Origin of the sequence: Microbacterium tenebrionis (assembly GCF_020682665.1) — a bacterium.
Classification (GTDB): Bacteria; Actinomycetota; Actinomycetes; order Actinomycetales; family Microbacteriaceae; genus Microbacterium; species Microbacterium tenebrionis.
The window spans coordinates 819,318-835,486 of record NZ_JAGTTM010000001.1 but is presented as its reverse complement, the minus strand read 5'-3'; the positions used below and the strand labels follow the sequence as shown (position 1 = coordinate 835,486).

Genomic DNA, 16,169 nt, shown 5'->3' with positions numbered 1-16,169 from the left:
GGAGCATGTCAACGCTCAGCCCGCAGGCCCAGGCACTCGAGGATTCCCTCGTGCTTCAGGGCGAGCTGCTGGATGACTGGGTGGGTGTCGGGGCGCGGATCGGGGCGCTGGAGGCGGAACGGGTCGAGTTGCTCGCGCGGCGTCTCGACCTGCTCGCGCACGAGCGTCTGGACGGGGATGAGATGGCGTTCCGGTCGATGTGCGCCGAGTACGCCGCTGCCGGGCATGTGTCGCCGTCGACGTTCGCTCAGCAGATCTCGGCGGCGTGGATGCTGGCCCGCACCCTCCCGGCGACGTTCGAGGCGCTCGCGTCCGGGACGATCAGCAAGCGCCATGCGGACGTGATCGTGGCCGCGGCGCCGAACGTGTCCGGGTACGAGGCCGGGAGCGTGCGTGCCGAGTACGAGGAGCGAGTCGTGCCGTTCGCGCAGCGCGAGACCGCGGCCCGCACCCGGGCGGCCGCCCGAGAGGTCGCCGCGGCCGTGTTCCCCCTGGGCACGACCGAGCAGCACCGGCGGGCCAGGGGGGAGCGTGCCGTGACCGTGAAGGCGGATGGGGACGGGATGGCGGTGCTCATCGCGATCCTTCCCGAAGTCCTCGCCTACGCGATCCACGACAGGCTCACCCGGATGAGCAACCAGGTCATCCAAGCCCGCCCGGAAGGCCAGCGGCGTCCCCGCCGGTCCACGTTGGAGAAGATCCGCGCCGAACGCGAGGCCGCCCTCGCACAGCAGAAACCCACCGGACCTCCCCCGCCCGATGCCCTCGACGACGCGCTCCTGCGCCGCCTGGAACGCGAGTTCGATCAGGCACCGCCCTGGGAAGAGACCACGGATGCCTCCAGGACGTCTGACGCTGACCCTGCCTCCGCACCGGACGACGCGCACGCCACTGCAGCCGACGCCGCGCCCGGCAATGTGTCCGGCGATGTATCCGACGCCGCCTCTGCGGCCCTGCCGGCGCACATCGATGGCGCCTACATCGAGCAGTTCGACAGGGAGCAGGCCGACCAGTCCGCCCCGATCGGCCGACGCGACGATCTCGACGACCGCAGCACGGTGTTCCACGAGTCCACGCCGATGCACGACGGATACGGTCCCCTCGAACACGACACCCGCACCCTCGACCAGCTCCGCGCCGACATCCTCGCCGACCTGCTCCTCACCACCGCCCCTACCAGCGTCACCGAAACCTCACTCGAATCGATCAAGGCGACCGTGCAGGTCACGATCCCCGCCTCAGCCCTCACCAACAGCGGCAGCAGCACCGGCAACAGCACCGGCAGCGACACCAGCGGCAGCGGCGGCGATCTCCTCACCCTCCTCGACGGGCACGGCCCCATGACCACCGACGCCGCACTCACCCTCGCCGGAAACGCGACCAGCTGGGACCGCCTCTTCCTCACCCCCCAAGGCATGGTCACCCGAACGGACAACTACGTCCCCACGGCGGGGATGAAGCGCTTCCTTCGCGCCCGCGACCAGCACTGCCGATTCCCCGGATGCCGCGCACCCGCCCACCGATGCCAGATCGACCACAACCACGACCACGCCCAGGGCGGACCGACAGCATTGTGCAACCTCAGCCTGTTCTGCACCAGCCACCACCCTCTCAAGCATCCCGACGTCGACGACCGCGACCGATGGACCGCCAAGCAACTCGACGACGGCGTCATCCTCTGGACCAGCCCCCTCGGCCGCACCTACACCGACGAACCGCCCCTCCGCGTCATGTTCACCTGAACGGGCGCGCGAACGCGAGAAGGGCGCCCCGCGCCGAAGCCCGGGACGCCCTCCTCGACCAGCCGCTACTCGGCGTCGACCGTCACGACAGTCCGCACCGCGGAGTCGCCGTACTGCACGACACCGAGATAGCGAGTGCCGGCGGTGAGCCCTGACCAGCTGAGGTCGTAACTCGTCTGCTGGCCTTGAACCGCTTCGAGCGGATTCGGGGTCGCCGTGAACGCACCCTCACCGGACTCCGAGACGTTCGCGTAGGTCATGTCCCACGTCATCAGTCCGCTCGTCGAGTACACGTTCGCGACGACGAGATAGGTGCCCTGCGTCGGCGTCGGGATCGTCACCCGCTCGTCCGCGGATGCCGTCGCCGACTGCCACGACTCGTAGTACCGCAGGTCGTCCGCCGACACCACCCGGTAGACCGTCAGATCGAGGTCGCTGCCCTCGTCGTCCGACGAGTCCAGATCGAAGCGCGACAGCGTCGTTCCCTCGGGCACGTCCACGATCCACGCGACGTCCTTGTTGGCGTCGCCCGAGTTCTCATCTCCCGAGTGCCCCTCGACCGCGTTGTCCGGGTCGGCCAGCAACTCGAACGGCGTGAGGCCGGCGAGGTTCAACGGCAGCTGGCCGTCGATCCCCGGGGTGATCTCGACCGTCGTCGAACCGTCGACACCGGTGCCCGCGACCTCGGCCGGAGCATCCGCCGTCACCGGGAACACGGCGACCGGCGTGCGCACGGCACCCGCGTCGCCCGTCCAGGTGAGCGAACCGCTGGCCCACTCCTCAACGGGTGCCGAGGCGTTGTCGAACGTGACCGTGTAGGTCGCGGTCTCACCGGCGCCGCCGAACGACAGCGTGGACGGCTCGACGCTCACGTTCACACCCGGGACGTCAGCGCTCACGGTGTACGTGCCCGCCGCCGTCGACGTCACGGTGCGCGTGACCGTCTGCGCGCTGGCGAGCGTGCCGATCGAGATCGACGCGAGATTGAGGTCGCTGCCGTCGATCGGCTCGATGGCGCCGAACTCCGCCAGCCCCTTGCCCTCGAGGAACGCCGCCCAGTCGGCCGCGCCGTTCAGATACAGCATCCCCGGGTTCAGGAACCGCGTCGCATCGACCTGACCGGCGCCCTGCGCGAACGGGTCGGTGTTCTTCGATCCGTCGGCGTTCACGGTGTCGTACGCCGTGGTCATCAGCGCGGACTTGACCTCGGCCGGCGACGCGGACGGCCGTTCGCCGAGGTACAGCGCGCCGAGACCCGCCACGTGCGGCGACGCCATCGAGGTGCCCGAGAGGATGCCGAAGGTCGGCTTGTCCTTCTTGGCATTGTTCGTCGCGGCGAGGATCGCCACACCGGGGGCGGCGACATCGGGCTTCATGACGTCGCTGCCGTCGGCCTGCATGGGTCCACGGCTCGAGAAGCCCGCGATCTGCGGAACCGGAGTGGTCTCATCCGTCGTGTTCTCACCGGTCAGGGCGATCGGGCGATCCGCCCCGCCCTGCACATAGGCCAGCACGGCCTCGCGGTGCACCGCCGAGAGGTGGACGGTCGGAACGACGTGGAAGTCGTTGTCGAGCGAGTCCGCCTCACCGGGCACGTTGACGAGCACCATGCCGATGCCGCCGGCATCCTTCACGACCTGCGACTTCTCGACACGGGCGTTGACACCGCGGTCGCAGACCACGATGTGTCCGCTCACCTTGGCGGGGTCCAGGGCGCCGGGCTGGCACAGCCGCGGGTCCGCAGCGCCTGCTGCCGCCGCATCGCCCGCATAGATCGCAGGTCCCGTGACGGTCTCGCCGAACGGCACGGACACGGATGCTCCGGACTGCGCGAAACCGTCGAAGCTGACCGTGCCCTCCCAGGTCGGGATGGTGGATGCCGCGACCGTGGTGTACCACGGCGATGCGTGATCGGCGGTCGAGGCGTCCGGTCCGGAGTTGCCGGCGCTGACGGAGACGAAGACCCCCGCAGCGGCCGCGTTGAAGAACGAGATGTCGTCCGGCTGCAGCACCGAAGACGGCGCGCCGCCGCCGATCGAGTAGTTGATAACGTCGACACCGTCGGTGACCGCCTGATCGATCGCGGCGATCAGGTCGCTGAGCGCGCAGATGTCGTCGGTCGTCACCAGCGGATCCGGGCCGACGTAGCAGGCCTTGTAGGCCGAGACCTTCGCCGCCGGCGCGACACCCGAGATGGTGCCGAACTCGACATCCTCGACCTGCGCTTCGACGCCGAAGCTGCCCGCGGCCGTGCTGGCGGTGTGCGACCCGTGTCCGTCGCCGTCACGCGGCGAGAGGTAGTCGTACTGGAAGTCGAAGCCCGCCGCGGCGGCGCCGGTGGAGAAGTACTGGCCGCCCACGAGCTTGGTCGTGTAGTCGTGCTTGTCCCAGTCCTGGCCGCCGACGATGGCGCTGCGGAACTGCGTGCCGTCGGACTTGTCGAAGTACACGTAGGAGCCGTCGGTGTACGGCTGGCCGTCGCTCTTCTTGTTGTTCTTCTTCTTGAGCTTGTCCCCCTTGAAGGACGGATGCTCCGGAGCGATGCCGGTGTCGATGACACCGACCACGACCCCCTCGCCGGCGTGCCCCACGCCGCCGGTCTCCTCCCAGACGCCGCCCTTGCCCTTCTTGTCGTCGCCGAGGCCGAGGAAGTCGGTGGAGGACTGCGCGTCCGGGTGACGGATCTCGTCGGGGAACACGCCCAGGACGTCCTTCGAGGAGCGCAGCGCGTCGACCTGCTCGCCCGAGAGGTCTGCGCTGAAGCCGTTGAGGGTGACCTGATAGGTCGCATCGGGCGTCACGCCCTCGGTCTGCGTGAGCTTGCGCTGCTCGTTCTTCAGGTGCGCGACGTACTTCTGCGAGTCGGCGGAGTGCGCGTCGAGCGACTTGCCCTTGTCGGGCTTGGTGCGACGCAGCCCTGTGGTGTCGCCTTCGTAGGTGGCGAGCGGGTCGGCCTTCATCACGACGATGTAATGACCTGGCGTCCCGTCGACGGGTGTCGGATGCGTCACCCCCTCGACACCTGCGAAGCTTGCGGTTGCCGGGGATCCGATGACGAGAGCGGCGAGTGTGACGCCGACCGTCAACCGGAGAGGTGATCGACCCATAGAGGTTCTCCGATGATCGTGTGCGGTCCCGTGACCGGCACTGTCGCTCAAGCTAACGGCGCCTCGGAGAGGACGCCATTGGCCGATTCGCCATACGGACTGCGACCTAGGGCGGAGTCGACCCCGGCCTTCTGGTGCGCCGGGCCTATCCCCGCTCCGGGGTGTGCAGCCGGGCGAGATAGCGGTCGGCCCGACTCGGCGTGCTCCGGGTGTCGAGCAGGGAGACTCCGACGCTCACCGCCGTCGCCAGCGGGATGGTCCATGCAGCGGGCTGCGCCAGCAGGGGCGCTGCGACGCCGATGCCGCCCACGGCCGCGTGCACGATGAGCGACAGCGCGCAGGCCACGCCCCCGGTCACGATGCCGGCGACGGCGCCTCGCGCCGTCAGCCCCGCCCACCAGACGCCGAGCAGCACGACGGGCGAGAGCATGGATGCCGCGAACACGAACACCATCCCGACGCTCGAGCCCAGCCCGGCCGGCGTCGTCACGAGGGCGATCGCGAGCGGAACGGCCGCGCAGAGCACGGCGGAGATCCGGAACGAACGCACCGACCCCGAGAACACGTCCTGGCTCACCACGCCCGCGAGCGACACGATGAGGCCGGCCGACGTCGCCAGGAACGCCGCGAACGCGCCGGAGACGACGAGCGCCGTGAGCAGCTCGCCGAACAGGCCCGGGAACACCCGCGACGGCAGGATGAGTGCGGCCGTGTCGGCGACCGCCGGGTCGGCGAGGTCGGGCGCGAGCATCCGCGAGACCAGGCCCATCCCGCTCGAGACCGCGTAGAAAGCACTCACCATGACGATCACGAGCACGGTCGTCTGCCGTGCCGAGACACCGGTGGGGCTCGTGTAGAACCGCACCAGGACGTGCGGCAGGCCCATGGTACCCAGCAGCAGGGCGAGCATGAGCGAGACGGTCTCGTACAGCCCGAAACCGGCGGGCCCCGCCTCGACGGGGAACACCGTCACAGGGTCGATGTCGTGCGGACCGCCGGTCAGGGCGAAGACGATGCACACCAGCGGGATCAGCAGCGCGAGGAGCTTCAGCCAGTACTGGAACGCCTGCACGTACGTGATCGCGCGCATGCCTCCCGCCGCCACCGAACCCGCCACGAGCACGGCGATCGCCACCTCGCCGGCCCAGGGCGGGAGCCCGGCGACGACGGTCAGGGTGAGGCCCGCCCCGTGCAGCTGGGGAACGATGTAGAGCCATCCGATGACGAGCACGGCGAGGCTGGTCACGCGCCGCGCGCGCCGGGATTCCAGCCGCGCCTCGATGAAGTCCGGGATCGTGTACGCGCCGCTTCGCCGCAGGGGAGCCGCGACGAAGACGAGCACGAGCAGGTAACCGGCCGCGTACCCGATCGGGAACCAGAACCCTCGCGCTCCCTCGAGCAGCACGAGTCCCGACAGCCCCAGGAATGTGCCGGCCGAGAGGTACTCCCCGCTGATCGCCGAGGCGTTCCACACCGGCCGCACGGTGCGCGAGGCGACGAAGAAGTCGCCGGTCGTGCGCGACACCCGCAGCCCGTACACGCCGATGAGCAGCGTCGCGATGATGACCAGCGCGACCCCGACGAGGTCGAAGACGGGGTTCATCCGCGCTCGTCGAGCGTTCGGAACGCTCGCTCGTTGCGTGCGGCCCCGCGCGCGTACAGCAGCGCGAAGAGGATGATCACGGGGTAGAAGGCGAAGGCGTGCAGGATCCACGACAACGGAAGCCCCGCGACGATCACCTGATCGATCTCGGGGATCAGCACGATGACGAGGGTGAGCACCGCCGTGACGACGACGAACCCCGCGACCGTGCCGAGCGCGAGGCGCAGCTGGCTGCGGCGCAGGGCGCGCGCGTACACGGCATCCGCATCGTCGACCGGCGATCCTGGCAGTGCGATGCCCCGGGTGGCCGCGGCACCCTTCGACAGGCTCAGGGAGCGGGCGACGGACGGCCCGTCGGCGGTCACCCGGACGCGGCGCGGCGGATGCTCGGTCATCGCGCGCCCTCGCGGCGGACGAGCGCCTCACGGACGCCGGGGAGCAGGCGACGGCTGACCGGGAGCACGACCGCGCCGACCGACACGGACGGTTCGGCGCCCGACAGCCGCGCCTCGTCGATCGACGTGACCGCTGCCAGATAGGAGCGGTGCACGCGGACGAAACCGTCGGCCCAGCGCTGCTCGAGCTCCGAGATCGGGATGCGCACGAGATGGCCGGTCCCGTCGGCCGTGTGCAGCCGCGAGTAATCGCCCTGAGCCTGCACCCAGCGCACCTCGCTGCGCTGCACGAAGCGCACGCTCGACCCGACGGTGACGGTCAGGACCTCGTCGCCCGGCGGGGCCGCCGCGGCGCCGCCCAGCTCGAGAACGCGATCGATCGCGCGCCGCAGCCGATCGGTGCGCACGGGCTTGAGCAGGTAGTCGGCGGCGCGCACGTCGAACGCGTCGACCGCGCGCGCGTCGTCTGCCGTCACGAACACGACGGCGGGCGGCTCGGCGAGCGCCGCGAGCGAGCGAGCCAGGTCCATGCCGCCCAGCCCCGGCATGTGGATGTCGAGGAAGGCGATCGTCACGGCCCGCTCGGTTAGCTCGCGCAGCGCCTGCGCGCCGGATGCCGCGAGGACGATCTCGCCGATGCGCTGATCTCGCCGCAGCAGGTGGGCCAGTTCGTCTCGCGCGGGCTGCTCGTCATCGGCGACGAGGACGTCGATCATCGCACTCCATCCCGTGCGGGGTCGTGCATCGGCTGCGACTTCGGGACCCGCATCCGCACCAGCGTACCGGCGCCGGTGTTCGTCTCCACGACCAGTCCCCCGTCTCTGCCGTACATCTGACGCAGGCGCGTGTCGACGTTGCGCAGGCCCACATGCGCGCCGTCGACCGCCGAGGTCAGGAGCGTCCGCAGCACCTCGGGATCCATCCCCACGCCGTCGTCCTCGACCGTGATCTCGGTATGGGTTCCGTCGTCCACCGACGCGATGCGGATCGTCCCGCCGCCCTCGCCGGGCTCCAGACCATGCCGCACGGCGTTCTCGACGAGCGGCTGGACGGACAGGAACGGGATGACGGTGGACAGGGTCTCCGGCGCGATCCGCAACGTCACCTCGAGACGATCGCCGAAGCGGGCGCGCTCGAGGGCGAGGTAGGAGTGGATGCTCTGCAGCTCCTCCGCCAGAGTCGTGAACTCCCCCTGGCGCCGGAACGAGTAGCGCGTGAAGTCGGCGAACTCGAGCACGAGGTCGCGGGCGCGCTCCGGGTCGACGTGGATGAACGATGCGATCGCCGTGAGGGCGTTGTAGATGAAGTGCGGCGAGATCTGGGCCCGCAGCGACCGCAGCTCGGCCTCGGCGAGCGCCGTGCGCGAAGCATCCAGCTCCCCCAGCTCGACCTGGGCTGCGCACCAATCGGCGACCTCGCCCGCCGCACGCACCAGCGCGGCGCGGACCGGCGCCGCGAAGGCGACCACGACGCCGACGACGGCGCCGTCCACGATGATCGGCGCACCGACCGCCTCGAGCGCCTCGCCGTCGGGGCTCGGGAACACCTGACGCCTACCGGAATCGCGGACACGGGCGGCGATCCGAAGAGCGGAAGCCTCGAGCCCGTCGGCCGAGCCATCGGTCGCGACGCTGACCTCATCGGCGACGATCGCGACGGCGGCGCTGCCCAGCAGCACCCGGAAGTGCCGGGCGGCCCGGGCGACGTCCGGCCCGCTCAGCCCGCCGCGCAGGTCGCGGGCTGCGAGGCTCGCGTGGTGCATCGCCTCGTACGCCGCCTGCTCGGCGGCGCTGCCGAGATCGGCCGTTCCCCTCGCCAACCGGCGGGCCAGCAGCAGCAGCACAGTCAGGATGACGCCGCCGAGCACGCCCAGCAGGGCGGCGAGAACGACGGCGTCAGTCATGGCTTCAGCCTAGGGACTCGCCGGCGGCTCTCGCCTCAGCGCAGCGTCCCCGCCGTCAGCCCGCCGACGAGCCACCGCTGGAACAGCACCGCCGCCGCGAACACCGGGATCACACCGATGAATGACGCCGCTGCGATCTTGCCGAAGTGCGGAGTGCGGTCTCCGTAGAACAGGGACAGCGCGACCGGGAACGTCTGGGTGTCGGCGCTCTGCGTGAGGAAGGTCGCCAGCAGGAACTCGTTGTAGTTCAGGATCGCGACGATGATGCCGACGGCCACCAGGCTCGGGATCAGCAGCGGAGCGATCACCGAGACCAGGGTGCGGAAGGCCCCAGCGCCGTCGAGCGCCGCGGCCTCGTCGATCTCGTGCGGGATCCGGCGCACGAACCCCTCGAGCAGCCAGACGGCTACGGGCAGGTTGACGAGCGCGTAGACGAGCGTCAGCCCGACCAGCGTGTTGTTCAGGTGCAGCACCCGCAGCAGGGTCAGCAGCGGCACCACCGCGACGATCGGCGGAAGCAGCCACGGGCTCATGAGCGTCGCGCCGAGGGTGCGACCGCCCGTGCGGTAGCGGGCGATCGCCCAGGCGCCCGGCGTCGCGAGCACGAGAGTGAGAACAGCGCCACCGACGGCGGCGAGCAGCGAGTTGAGCACCGACTGGGGGATGCTCGACGCGAGCACGTCGCCCCAGTTCCCCCACTGCGGCGCCGCCGGAACCAGAGCCCCGGAGACCGTCTCACCGCGTCCCATCAGCGAGACCGAGACCAGGTAGAGCAGCGGCAGCACGGTGACGGTGAGCGCGACGATCAGCAGCGCTCCGCCCGTGCGCCGCGCGCGTGCTGTGAAGACCTCACTCATGCGCAGCCTTTCGTGTCAGCAGGACGATGGGCACGGTGACGGCCGTGACGATCACCGCGAAGAGCAGTGTCACCGCCGACGCCCGCCCGACATCGAACTCCTTCAGGGCGATCTGGTGGATGAGGTACGAGGTCGTCGTGGTCGACTGGCCGGGTCCGCCGGATGTCATGACGAACACGAGGTCGAAGACCTTCAGGGCGATCACCAGTCGGATGAGGAGGACGGCCCCGACGGTGCCGGCGATGGCCGGCCACGTGATGTGCCGGAAGAAGGCGAATCCGTGAGCGCCGTCGAGGGCCGCCGCCTCCCGCACCGAGGCGTCCTGCGTGAGCAGGGCGGCGTACACGAGCAGGGCGACCAGCGGCGTCCACTGCCACACATCGGCGAGCCCGATCGCGGGCAGGGCCCACAGACTCGACGACAGCGGCGCGAAGGACGCAGGCTCCGCGCCGAAGCCACGGAGGATCGCGTCGATGAGACCGCCGCCCGGGTTGAAGATGAGCTTCCACAGCGTGCCGACCACGACCGGCGGCATGATCATCGGGAGCAGGAGCAGCGTGCGCACCAGAGAGCCGGCCCGTGTGGCGTTCACGAGCGCCAGTGCCACCACGACTCCGAGAACCGTGCTGGCCACCGAAACGGCGAGCGCATAGCCGACCGTGCGCGCGAGCGAGGCGACCACATCCCCGTCGGCGAGGACGGTCTCGAAGTTTCGCGTTCCCGTGAACGAGGCGAACGGGCGTCCGAGGCTCGACTCCGTGACGGCGGCGGCGATCATGAACGCCAGCGGATACGCGCCCAGTACGAGGACGGCGAGGACCGTCGGGGAGATGAACAGGCGGTGAGCCCGAGCCGCTGACCCCGAACCGGGGCTGGTAGCGCGGCGCGGGCTCACCGCGAGGGCATCAGCCAAGGATGTGCTCCCACTCGGCCTGCACCCGGTCCAGCGTCTCCTGGGCGGTTCCGCCCCCGCCGGCGAGGAGCTTGGCGAGCTCGTCGGTCAGAATCTGGGCGGCCTGCGAGGCGTTCTTGCCCGTCGGCCAGGCGAGCGATCCGGACAGCGTGGCGCGGTTGACCTCCTGGAGCTCGGGGTAGGCCTCGCCGTACGCCTCGCTCTCCAGCGACGATTCACGGTTCGGGTCGATGCCCGTCTGCGGATCGGCCACGAGGAGCTCGGAGTTGATCTCGCTCGACGCCGCGAACTCGATGAACGCCTTGGCGAGATCGGTCTTCTGCGTGTTCGCCGCGATGACCCAGGTGAAGCCGGCGACCAGCGACGCACGGGACGCATCGCCCTCCCCGCCCACGGGGAGCGTGGTGACCTGCCACTTGCCGGCGACGGTCGAGTCGGGGTTCGTCTCCGACCCGACGCCGAGGTCGGTCCAGTTCTCGATGAAGGCGACCTTGCCGTCGTACCAGGCGCCGTTGCCGACGCCGAAATCCGTCTCGGCGGGAGTCGGGAACGCGTATTCGTTCACGTCCACGAGCGCCTGCGCCGCGGCGACGGCCTCCGGCGAGTTGATCGTGGGGTTGCCCTCCTCGTCGACGAAGCTGCCCCCGAAGCCCGCGAGGCGGTTCGCGAACGACGCCCCGAGGATCAGCGGCGACTTCTGTCCGAACACCGCGGCACCGTAGACGCCGTCGGCGCTCTCGTTCTCGGTGATCGTCTTGACGTCCTCGAGGTACTCGTCCCACGTCGTCGGCGGGGCGTCGATGCCATTGCGCTCGAGGATCTCGGTGTTCGAGAACAGCACGTGGGTGTCGCCGTCGAACGGCAGCCCGTACCGGCGTCCGTCGTACAGCGTGTACGGGTCGTAGATGGAGGGGATGAAGTCATCGGTCTCGATCGACGGCGTCGAGTCGATCCAGTCGGTGAGGTCCTGGATGGAGCCGTTCGCGGCGAGGTCGCCGATCGAGACGTACCAGGGTGCCGCCACATCGAACGTGTTCGCCCCGGACTGCTGGTCGAGGGCGAGCGTGGAGCCGATCTCGTCGTAGGGGACGATCGTCAGCTCGACGTCGGCGCCCGTGCGCTCCGTGAACTCCTCCTTGAGCCAGTTGGCGGCTCCCTCGTGAGAGGTGATCAGCAGTGCGCTGAGCGTCTGACCGGAGAAGTCTCCGTCGGCGCCGCCATCGGCGGACGTCGTGTCGGCGGCGCAGCCGGCCAGCACGAGCGATGCCGACAGCGCCGCGGCTGTCGTGACGGCGATCCGGCGTCGGATGTGATGACTCATGGGAACTCCTCGGGTATGGGTGCTCGTGCAGGAGCGAGGCGTGGGAACGACGTCATCGTAGGGACGCTCGAGCCGCCGCCGCTCGGGCTCCGTCATCGTCCGACGCAGGGCGTCATCCAGCGTCATCTGACGACGCCGAGCACCATCCGGGGCCGCTCCGCTCAGTAACCTCGGGGCACGATCTCCGCTCGAGAAGGACCCTCCGTGACCCGACGCTTCATCTTCAACGCCTTCGACATGTCGTGCGTGACCCACCAGGCACCGGGCCTGTGGCGCCATCCGGACAACGAGGCGCACCGCTACACGGACCTCGACTACTGGACGAGCCTCGCTCGGCTGCTCGAGCGCGGCGGCTTCGACGCCCTGTTCCTGGCCGACGTGCTCGGTGTCTACGACGTGTACCGCGACTCGGCGGCCCCCGCGCTCGGAGACGCGGCGCAGGTGCCTCTCGGCGACCCCATCGTGCCGATCTCGGCCATGTCGCACGTCACCGAGCGCCTGGGGTTCGGCGTCACCGTGGCGCTGACCTACGACCAGCCCTACGCCCTCGCTCGACGGTTCTCGACACTCGACCACGCGACGAGGGGACGCATCGGATGGAACGTGGTCACCAGCTATCTGAACTCCGCCGCGACGAACCTCGGGCTCTCGCAGCAGATCGCCCACGATGACCGCTACGGGATCGCCGAGGAGTTCCTCGATGTCACCTACAAGCTGTGGGAGGGCTCGTGGGAGGACGGCGCCGTCGTCCGCGATCGCGAGACGGGCGTGTTCACCGACGCGAGTCTGGTGCATCCGATCGCCCACGAGGGAGAGCGCTTCCGGGTGCCCGGCATCCATCTCGCTGAGCCCAGCCCCCAGCGCACCCCGGTGATCTTCCAGGCCGGCGCTTCGCCTCGCGGCAGGGAGTTCGCGGCGAAGCACGGCGAGGCGATCTTCATCAACGGTCTGCGCCCCGAGATCACGCGCGCGATCACCGACGACATCCGCGACCGCGCCGAGCGGATCGGGCGACCGCGCGACTCCGTGCGCATCCTCACCCTCGCGACGGTGATCGTCGCCGCGACCGACGAGGAGGCGCAGGCGAAGTACGACGACTACCGCCAGTACGTGAGCCTCGAGGGAGCGCTCGCGCTCTACGGCGGATGGTCGGGACTGGACCTGTCGGAGTTCGAACCCGACGTGCCGCTGAAGTACGTGGACACGGATGCCGCGCGCTCCGCGCTGTCGATCTTCACCAAGGCGGACCCTGAGCGCGAATGGACGCCGCGCGACATCGCCGAGTACGTCGGCATCGGCGGCATCGGCCCCGTCATCGTCGGCAGCCCCGCGACGGTCGCCGACGAGCTGGAGCGCTGGGTCGACGTCGGCGGCGTCGACGGCTTCAACCTCGCCTACGCGGTCACCCCCGGCACCTTCGAGGACTTCGTCGAGCACGCCGTCCCCGAGCTCCGCCGACGCGGTCATCTCCGTGACGACCTGCCCGGCACGACCCTGCGAGGGCGTCTCCAGGGCGACGGCTCGCCGACCGTGCCCACGTGGCATCCGGCGCACGCCTACCGCGGTGCATACGCGAACCGCCCCTCCGCGGCCGACGGGATCCGACCGGCCGCTTTCGACACGACGACCGACCTCATCACGGAAGGAAGCAGAGGATGACCGACATCTCACTCTCCGCAGCGCGCACCCCCTGGACAGGCACAGCTGATCCCGCCGAGCTGTCCCACTGGGATGCTGTCGCCGAGCGCGTCGCCGATGTGCTCCGCTCCGACGCACTGGAGCGCGACCGACGGGGCGCCGACCCCCGCGACGAGCTCGACGTGCTGCGCGACGCCGGCCTCGTCGACCTCCTGCACCCGGCCGAGTTCGGCGGCGGGGGCGGGCACTGGGAGAGCGCCTTCCGGGTCGTGCGCATCCTCTCCCGTGCCGACGCCTCGGTCGCGCAGGTGCTCGCCTACCACTACATCAACTCGGGCAACATCGGCTTCGCAGCCGACCCCGCCTCGCAGGCCGACTGGTACCGCCGCTCGGTGCAGGGGCACTGGGTCTGGGGCGACTCGGTGAATCCCGTCGACCCCGACCTCGTGCTGACGCCGGAGGGAGACGGCTACCGCCTCACCGGCCTCAAGCGCTTCTCGACGGGCGCCTCGGCCGGCGACGTCGTGCTCGCGTCCGCCATCGTGAACGGCGGCGACCGCGACGGCGAGTCGCTGCTGGTCGTGCTCGATCACGACGCACCGGGCATCCGCTACCTCGGCGACTGGGACGCGCTCGGTCAGCGTCTGTCCGCGAGCGGCTCCGTGAGCTTCGACGAGGTCAGGGTGGAAGCGGCGGATGTCCTCGCGCCGCTCACCGATGAGCCCTTCGCGAGCCTCATCACACCGGGGATCCAGCTCGCCTTCGGCAACATCTACCTGGGGATCGCCGAGGGCGCGCTGGCGCGAGGCGTCGAACTCGCCCGCAATCGCCACAACTCGTGGTTCCTCTCGACAGTCGACCGCTACCGCGACGACCCGTTCGTGCAGCGCGTGGTCGGCGACTTCTCGTCGCGCATCGCCGCCGTCGAGGCCCTCGCCGATCTGCGCGGGCGCCGTTTCGACGAAGTCGCCGCGCTCGGCGACGACGTCACCGCCCAGGTGCGGGGCGATCTCGAGATCGCGATCGCGCAGCTCAAGGTCGTCTCCAGCGACACCAGCGTGGAGGTCGCCAACCGCATCTTCGAGATCACCGGATCGAGTTCGGCCAAGGCCTCGGTGGGTCTGGACCTGTTCTGGCGGAACGTGCGGACGCATTCGCTGCACGATCCGGTCGATTACAAGAAGCTCGAGGTGGGCGCCTGGGTGCTCAACGGCGAGCTGCAGCCGATCTCGCTGTACACCTGATGACGCACGCAGACGCGGTCAGCGCCATCCGATCGCTCCTCCCCGGCATCGCCGGTGGGGTGCTGGAGAGGGAACGCGAGCGGGCTCTCCCCCGGGCTCAGGTGAAGGCGCTCACGCTCGCCGGTCTCGGACGCCTCCGCATCCCGAGGGAGGACGGCGGAGAGGGACTGGGATGGGTCGAGCTCGCCGAGCTTCTCGTCGAACTCGCCGAGGCCGACTCGAACCTGCCGCAGATCTTCCGCGGACACATCGCGTTCGTCGAGCACCTGCTCGCGGCGCCGCCCTCGGAGCATCGACAGGCGTGGATCGACCGCATCGTCGGCGGGGACCTCGTCGGCAACGCCTGGAGCGAGACCGGCGGCGTCGCGCTCGGCACGAACGCCACGCGGGCGACGCGCGCCGCTGACGGCGGGTGGTCGGTGACGGGGAAGAAGTTCTACACGACCGGCAGCATCTTCGCCGACTGGATCGATGCGACAGTCGATGCCGACGGCACCGCCGCGACCGCACTCATCCGCACCGGTCAGCCCGGGGTCCGTGTCGACGACGACTGGGACGGCTTCGGTCAACCCGTGACCGGAACCGGCACGGCCGAGTTCACGGACGCCAGCGTGGACGAGGCAGACCTGGGCGCCTTCGCGGATCGCTTCCGCTACCAGACGGCCGTTTACCAGCTCGTGCTGCTCACGGTGCTCGCCGGCATCGCCTCGGCGACGCGCCGGGATGCCGCCGACGCCGTGGCCGCCCGCACCCGCACGTACAGCCACGGCAACGCCACGCGCACGCAGCACGATCCTCAGGTCCTGCAGACGATCGGAGAGATCGACGCCACCGCCTTCACGGCGCGCGCTCTCGTGAACGAGGTCGCCCGAGCCGTCCAGCTCGCCGCCGACACCGCGCGCGATCCTGACGGCGCAGCGCATCGCGACGCCGTGGTGGCTGCGGAATTCGCGTCAGCCCGCGCTCAGGTCGTGCTGTCGCAGTCGGTTCCCGCCGCTGCGACGCGGCTGTTCGACACGCTCGGCGCATCCGCCATCAGCGCGTCCCGGTCGTTGGACCGGCACTGGCGCAACGCCCGCGCGGTCGCCTCGCACAACCCGTGGCTGTTCAAGGCGCGCCAGCTCGGGGATCTGACCGTCAACGGCACCGTCCCCGACTTCGTGTGGAGCATCGGGGTCGCGGCACCGGCCGGCTGATCCGATCAGCAGCAGCGGGCCCCCGGGTTGCGATCCTGCTCGTCCATGCGGTCTCGCCAGAACTGCCGCTCGGTCATGGGCTGCTCGTCCGTATGGGTCCGCCGGTGATGCGCAAGATACGTCTCGTAGGCGGTGTCGCCCATGAGACCCCGCATGTACCAGCGGATGCCGCGACCGACCCTGACCGTCCACGCGGCGAGCGCGCGGAGCGGGTCGGTCACGGCATCCGTCTGATTCGTCATGGAACGTG

Annotated in this window: 13 protein-coding genes; 4 read left to right on the top strand and 9 right to left on the bottom strand. The window is 70.1% G+C overall.

Annotated elements, in window-relative coordinates; genetic code table 11:
* Window positions 1-5 precede the first annotated feature (5 nt).
* Entirely contained in the window at window positions 6-1,742 is a 1,737-nt protein-coding gene (locus KEC56_RS04220; protein WP_227529939.1) for an HNH endonuclease signature motif containing protein, read from the top strand.
* Between the two features lie 65 nt (window positions 1,743-1,807).
* Here KEC56_RS04220 and KEC56_RS04215 read toward each other — a convergent pair whose 3' ends face one another.
* The 8 genes from KEC56_RS04215 to KEC56_RS04180 form a co-directional block, all read right to left on the bottom strand.
* Window positions 1,808-4,849: a S8 family peptidase gene (locus KEC56_RS04215; RefSeq protein ID WP_227529938.1), complete on the bottom strand. Its 3,042-nt coding sequence runs from the start codon at window positions 4,847-4,849 to the stop codon at window positions 1,808-1,810.
* A gap of 145 nt (window positions 4,850-4,994) precedes the next feature.
* Complete coding sequence (locus tag KEC56_RS04210) at window positions 4,995-6,452, bottom strand: sodium/solute symporter (protein ID WP_227529937.1); 1,458 nt, start codon at window positions 6,450-6,452, stop codon at window positions 4,995-4,997.
* On the bottom strand, window positions 6,449-6,847 hold the full coding sequence (locus KEC56_RS04205; RefSeq protein WP_227529936.1) for a heavy metal transporter: 399 nt from the start codon (window positions 6,845-6,847) through the stop codon (window positions 6,449-6,451). The genes KEC56_RS04210 and KEC56_RS04205 overlap by 4 nt, the downstream gene beginning before the upstream one ends.
* A complete protein-coding gene (locus KEC56_RS04200; RefSeq protein WP_227529935.1) occupies window positions 6,844-7,563 on the bottom strand; it encodes a LytR/AlgR family response regulator transcription factor in 720 nt (239 codons plus the stop codon). The genes KEC56_RS04205 and KEC56_RS04200 overlap by 4 nt, the downstream gene beginning before the upstream one ends.
* Entirely contained in the window at window positions 7,560-8,750 is a 1,191-nt protein-coding gene (locus KEC56_RS04195) for a sensor histidine kinase (protein WP_227529934.1), read from the bottom strand. Before KEC56_RS04195 ends, KEC56_RS04200 begins: the two co-directional genes overlap by 4 nt.
* Window positions 8,751-8,785: 35 nt before the next feature.
* Window positions 8,786-9,607, bottom strand: a complete 822-nt coding sequence (locus tag KEC56_RS04190) for a carbohydrate ABC transporter permease (RefSeq protein WP_227529933.1) — start codon at window positions 9,605-9,607, stop codon at window positions 8,786-8,788.
* Entirely contained in the window at window positions 9,600-10,520 is a 921-nt protein-coding gene (locus tag KEC56_RS04185) for a carbohydrate ABC transporter permease (protein WP_227529932.1), read from the bottom strand. The genes KEC56_RS04190 and KEC56_RS04185 overlap by 8 nt, the downstream gene beginning before the upstream one ends.
* A complete protein-coding gene (locus KEC56_RS04180) occupies window positions 10,513-11,841 on the bottom strand; it encodes an ABC transporter substrate-binding protein (RefSeq protein ID WP_227529931.1) in 1,329 nt (442 codons plus the stop codon). Before KEC56_RS04180 ends, KEC56_RS04185 begins: the two co-directional genes overlap by 8 nt.
* A 204-nt stretch (window positions 11,842-12,045) precedes the next feature.
* On the opposite strand from KEC56_RS04180, the gene KEC56_RS04175 reads away from it, so the two are divergent.
* From KEC56_RS04175 to KEC56_RS04165, 3 genes are read left to right on the top strand one after another with little or no spacing between them, the layout of a single operon-like run.
* Entirely contained in the window at window positions 12,046-13,500 is a 1,455-nt protein-coding gene (locus KEC56_RS04175; protein WP_308012995.1) for an LLM class flavin-dependent oxidoreductase, read from the top strand.
* A complete protein-coding gene (locus KEC56_RS04170) occupies window positions 13,497-14,723 on the top strand; it encodes an acyl-CoA dehydrogenase family protein (RefSeq protein ID WP_227529930.1) in 1,227 nt (408 codons plus the stop codon). The genes KEC56_RS04175 and KEC56_RS04170 overlap by 4 nt, the downstream gene beginning before the upstream one ends.
* The gene (locus tag KEC56_RS04165; RefSeq protein ID WP_227529929.1) at window positions 14,723-15,919 is read left to right on the top strand and encodes an acyl-CoA dehydrogenase family protein; all 1,197 of its coding nucleotides are present in this window, start codon (window positions 14,723-14,725) and stop codon (window positions 15,917-15,919) included. The genes KEC56_RS04170 and KEC56_RS04165 overlap by 1 nt, the downstream gene beginning before the upstream one ends.
* Window positions 15,920-15,924: 5 nt before the next feature.
* On the opposite strand, the gene KEC56_RS04160 is transcribed toward KEC56_RS04165, so the two are convergent.
* Window positions 15,925-16,161 carry a YbdD/YjiX family protein gene (locus KEC56_RS04160; protein WP_227529928.1) on the bottom strand — a complete coding sequence of 79 codons (237 nt, stop codon included), beginning with the start codon at window positions 16,159-16,161 and terminating at the stop codon, window positions 15,925-15,927.
* Window positions 16,162-16,169: the final 8 nt, after the last annotated feature.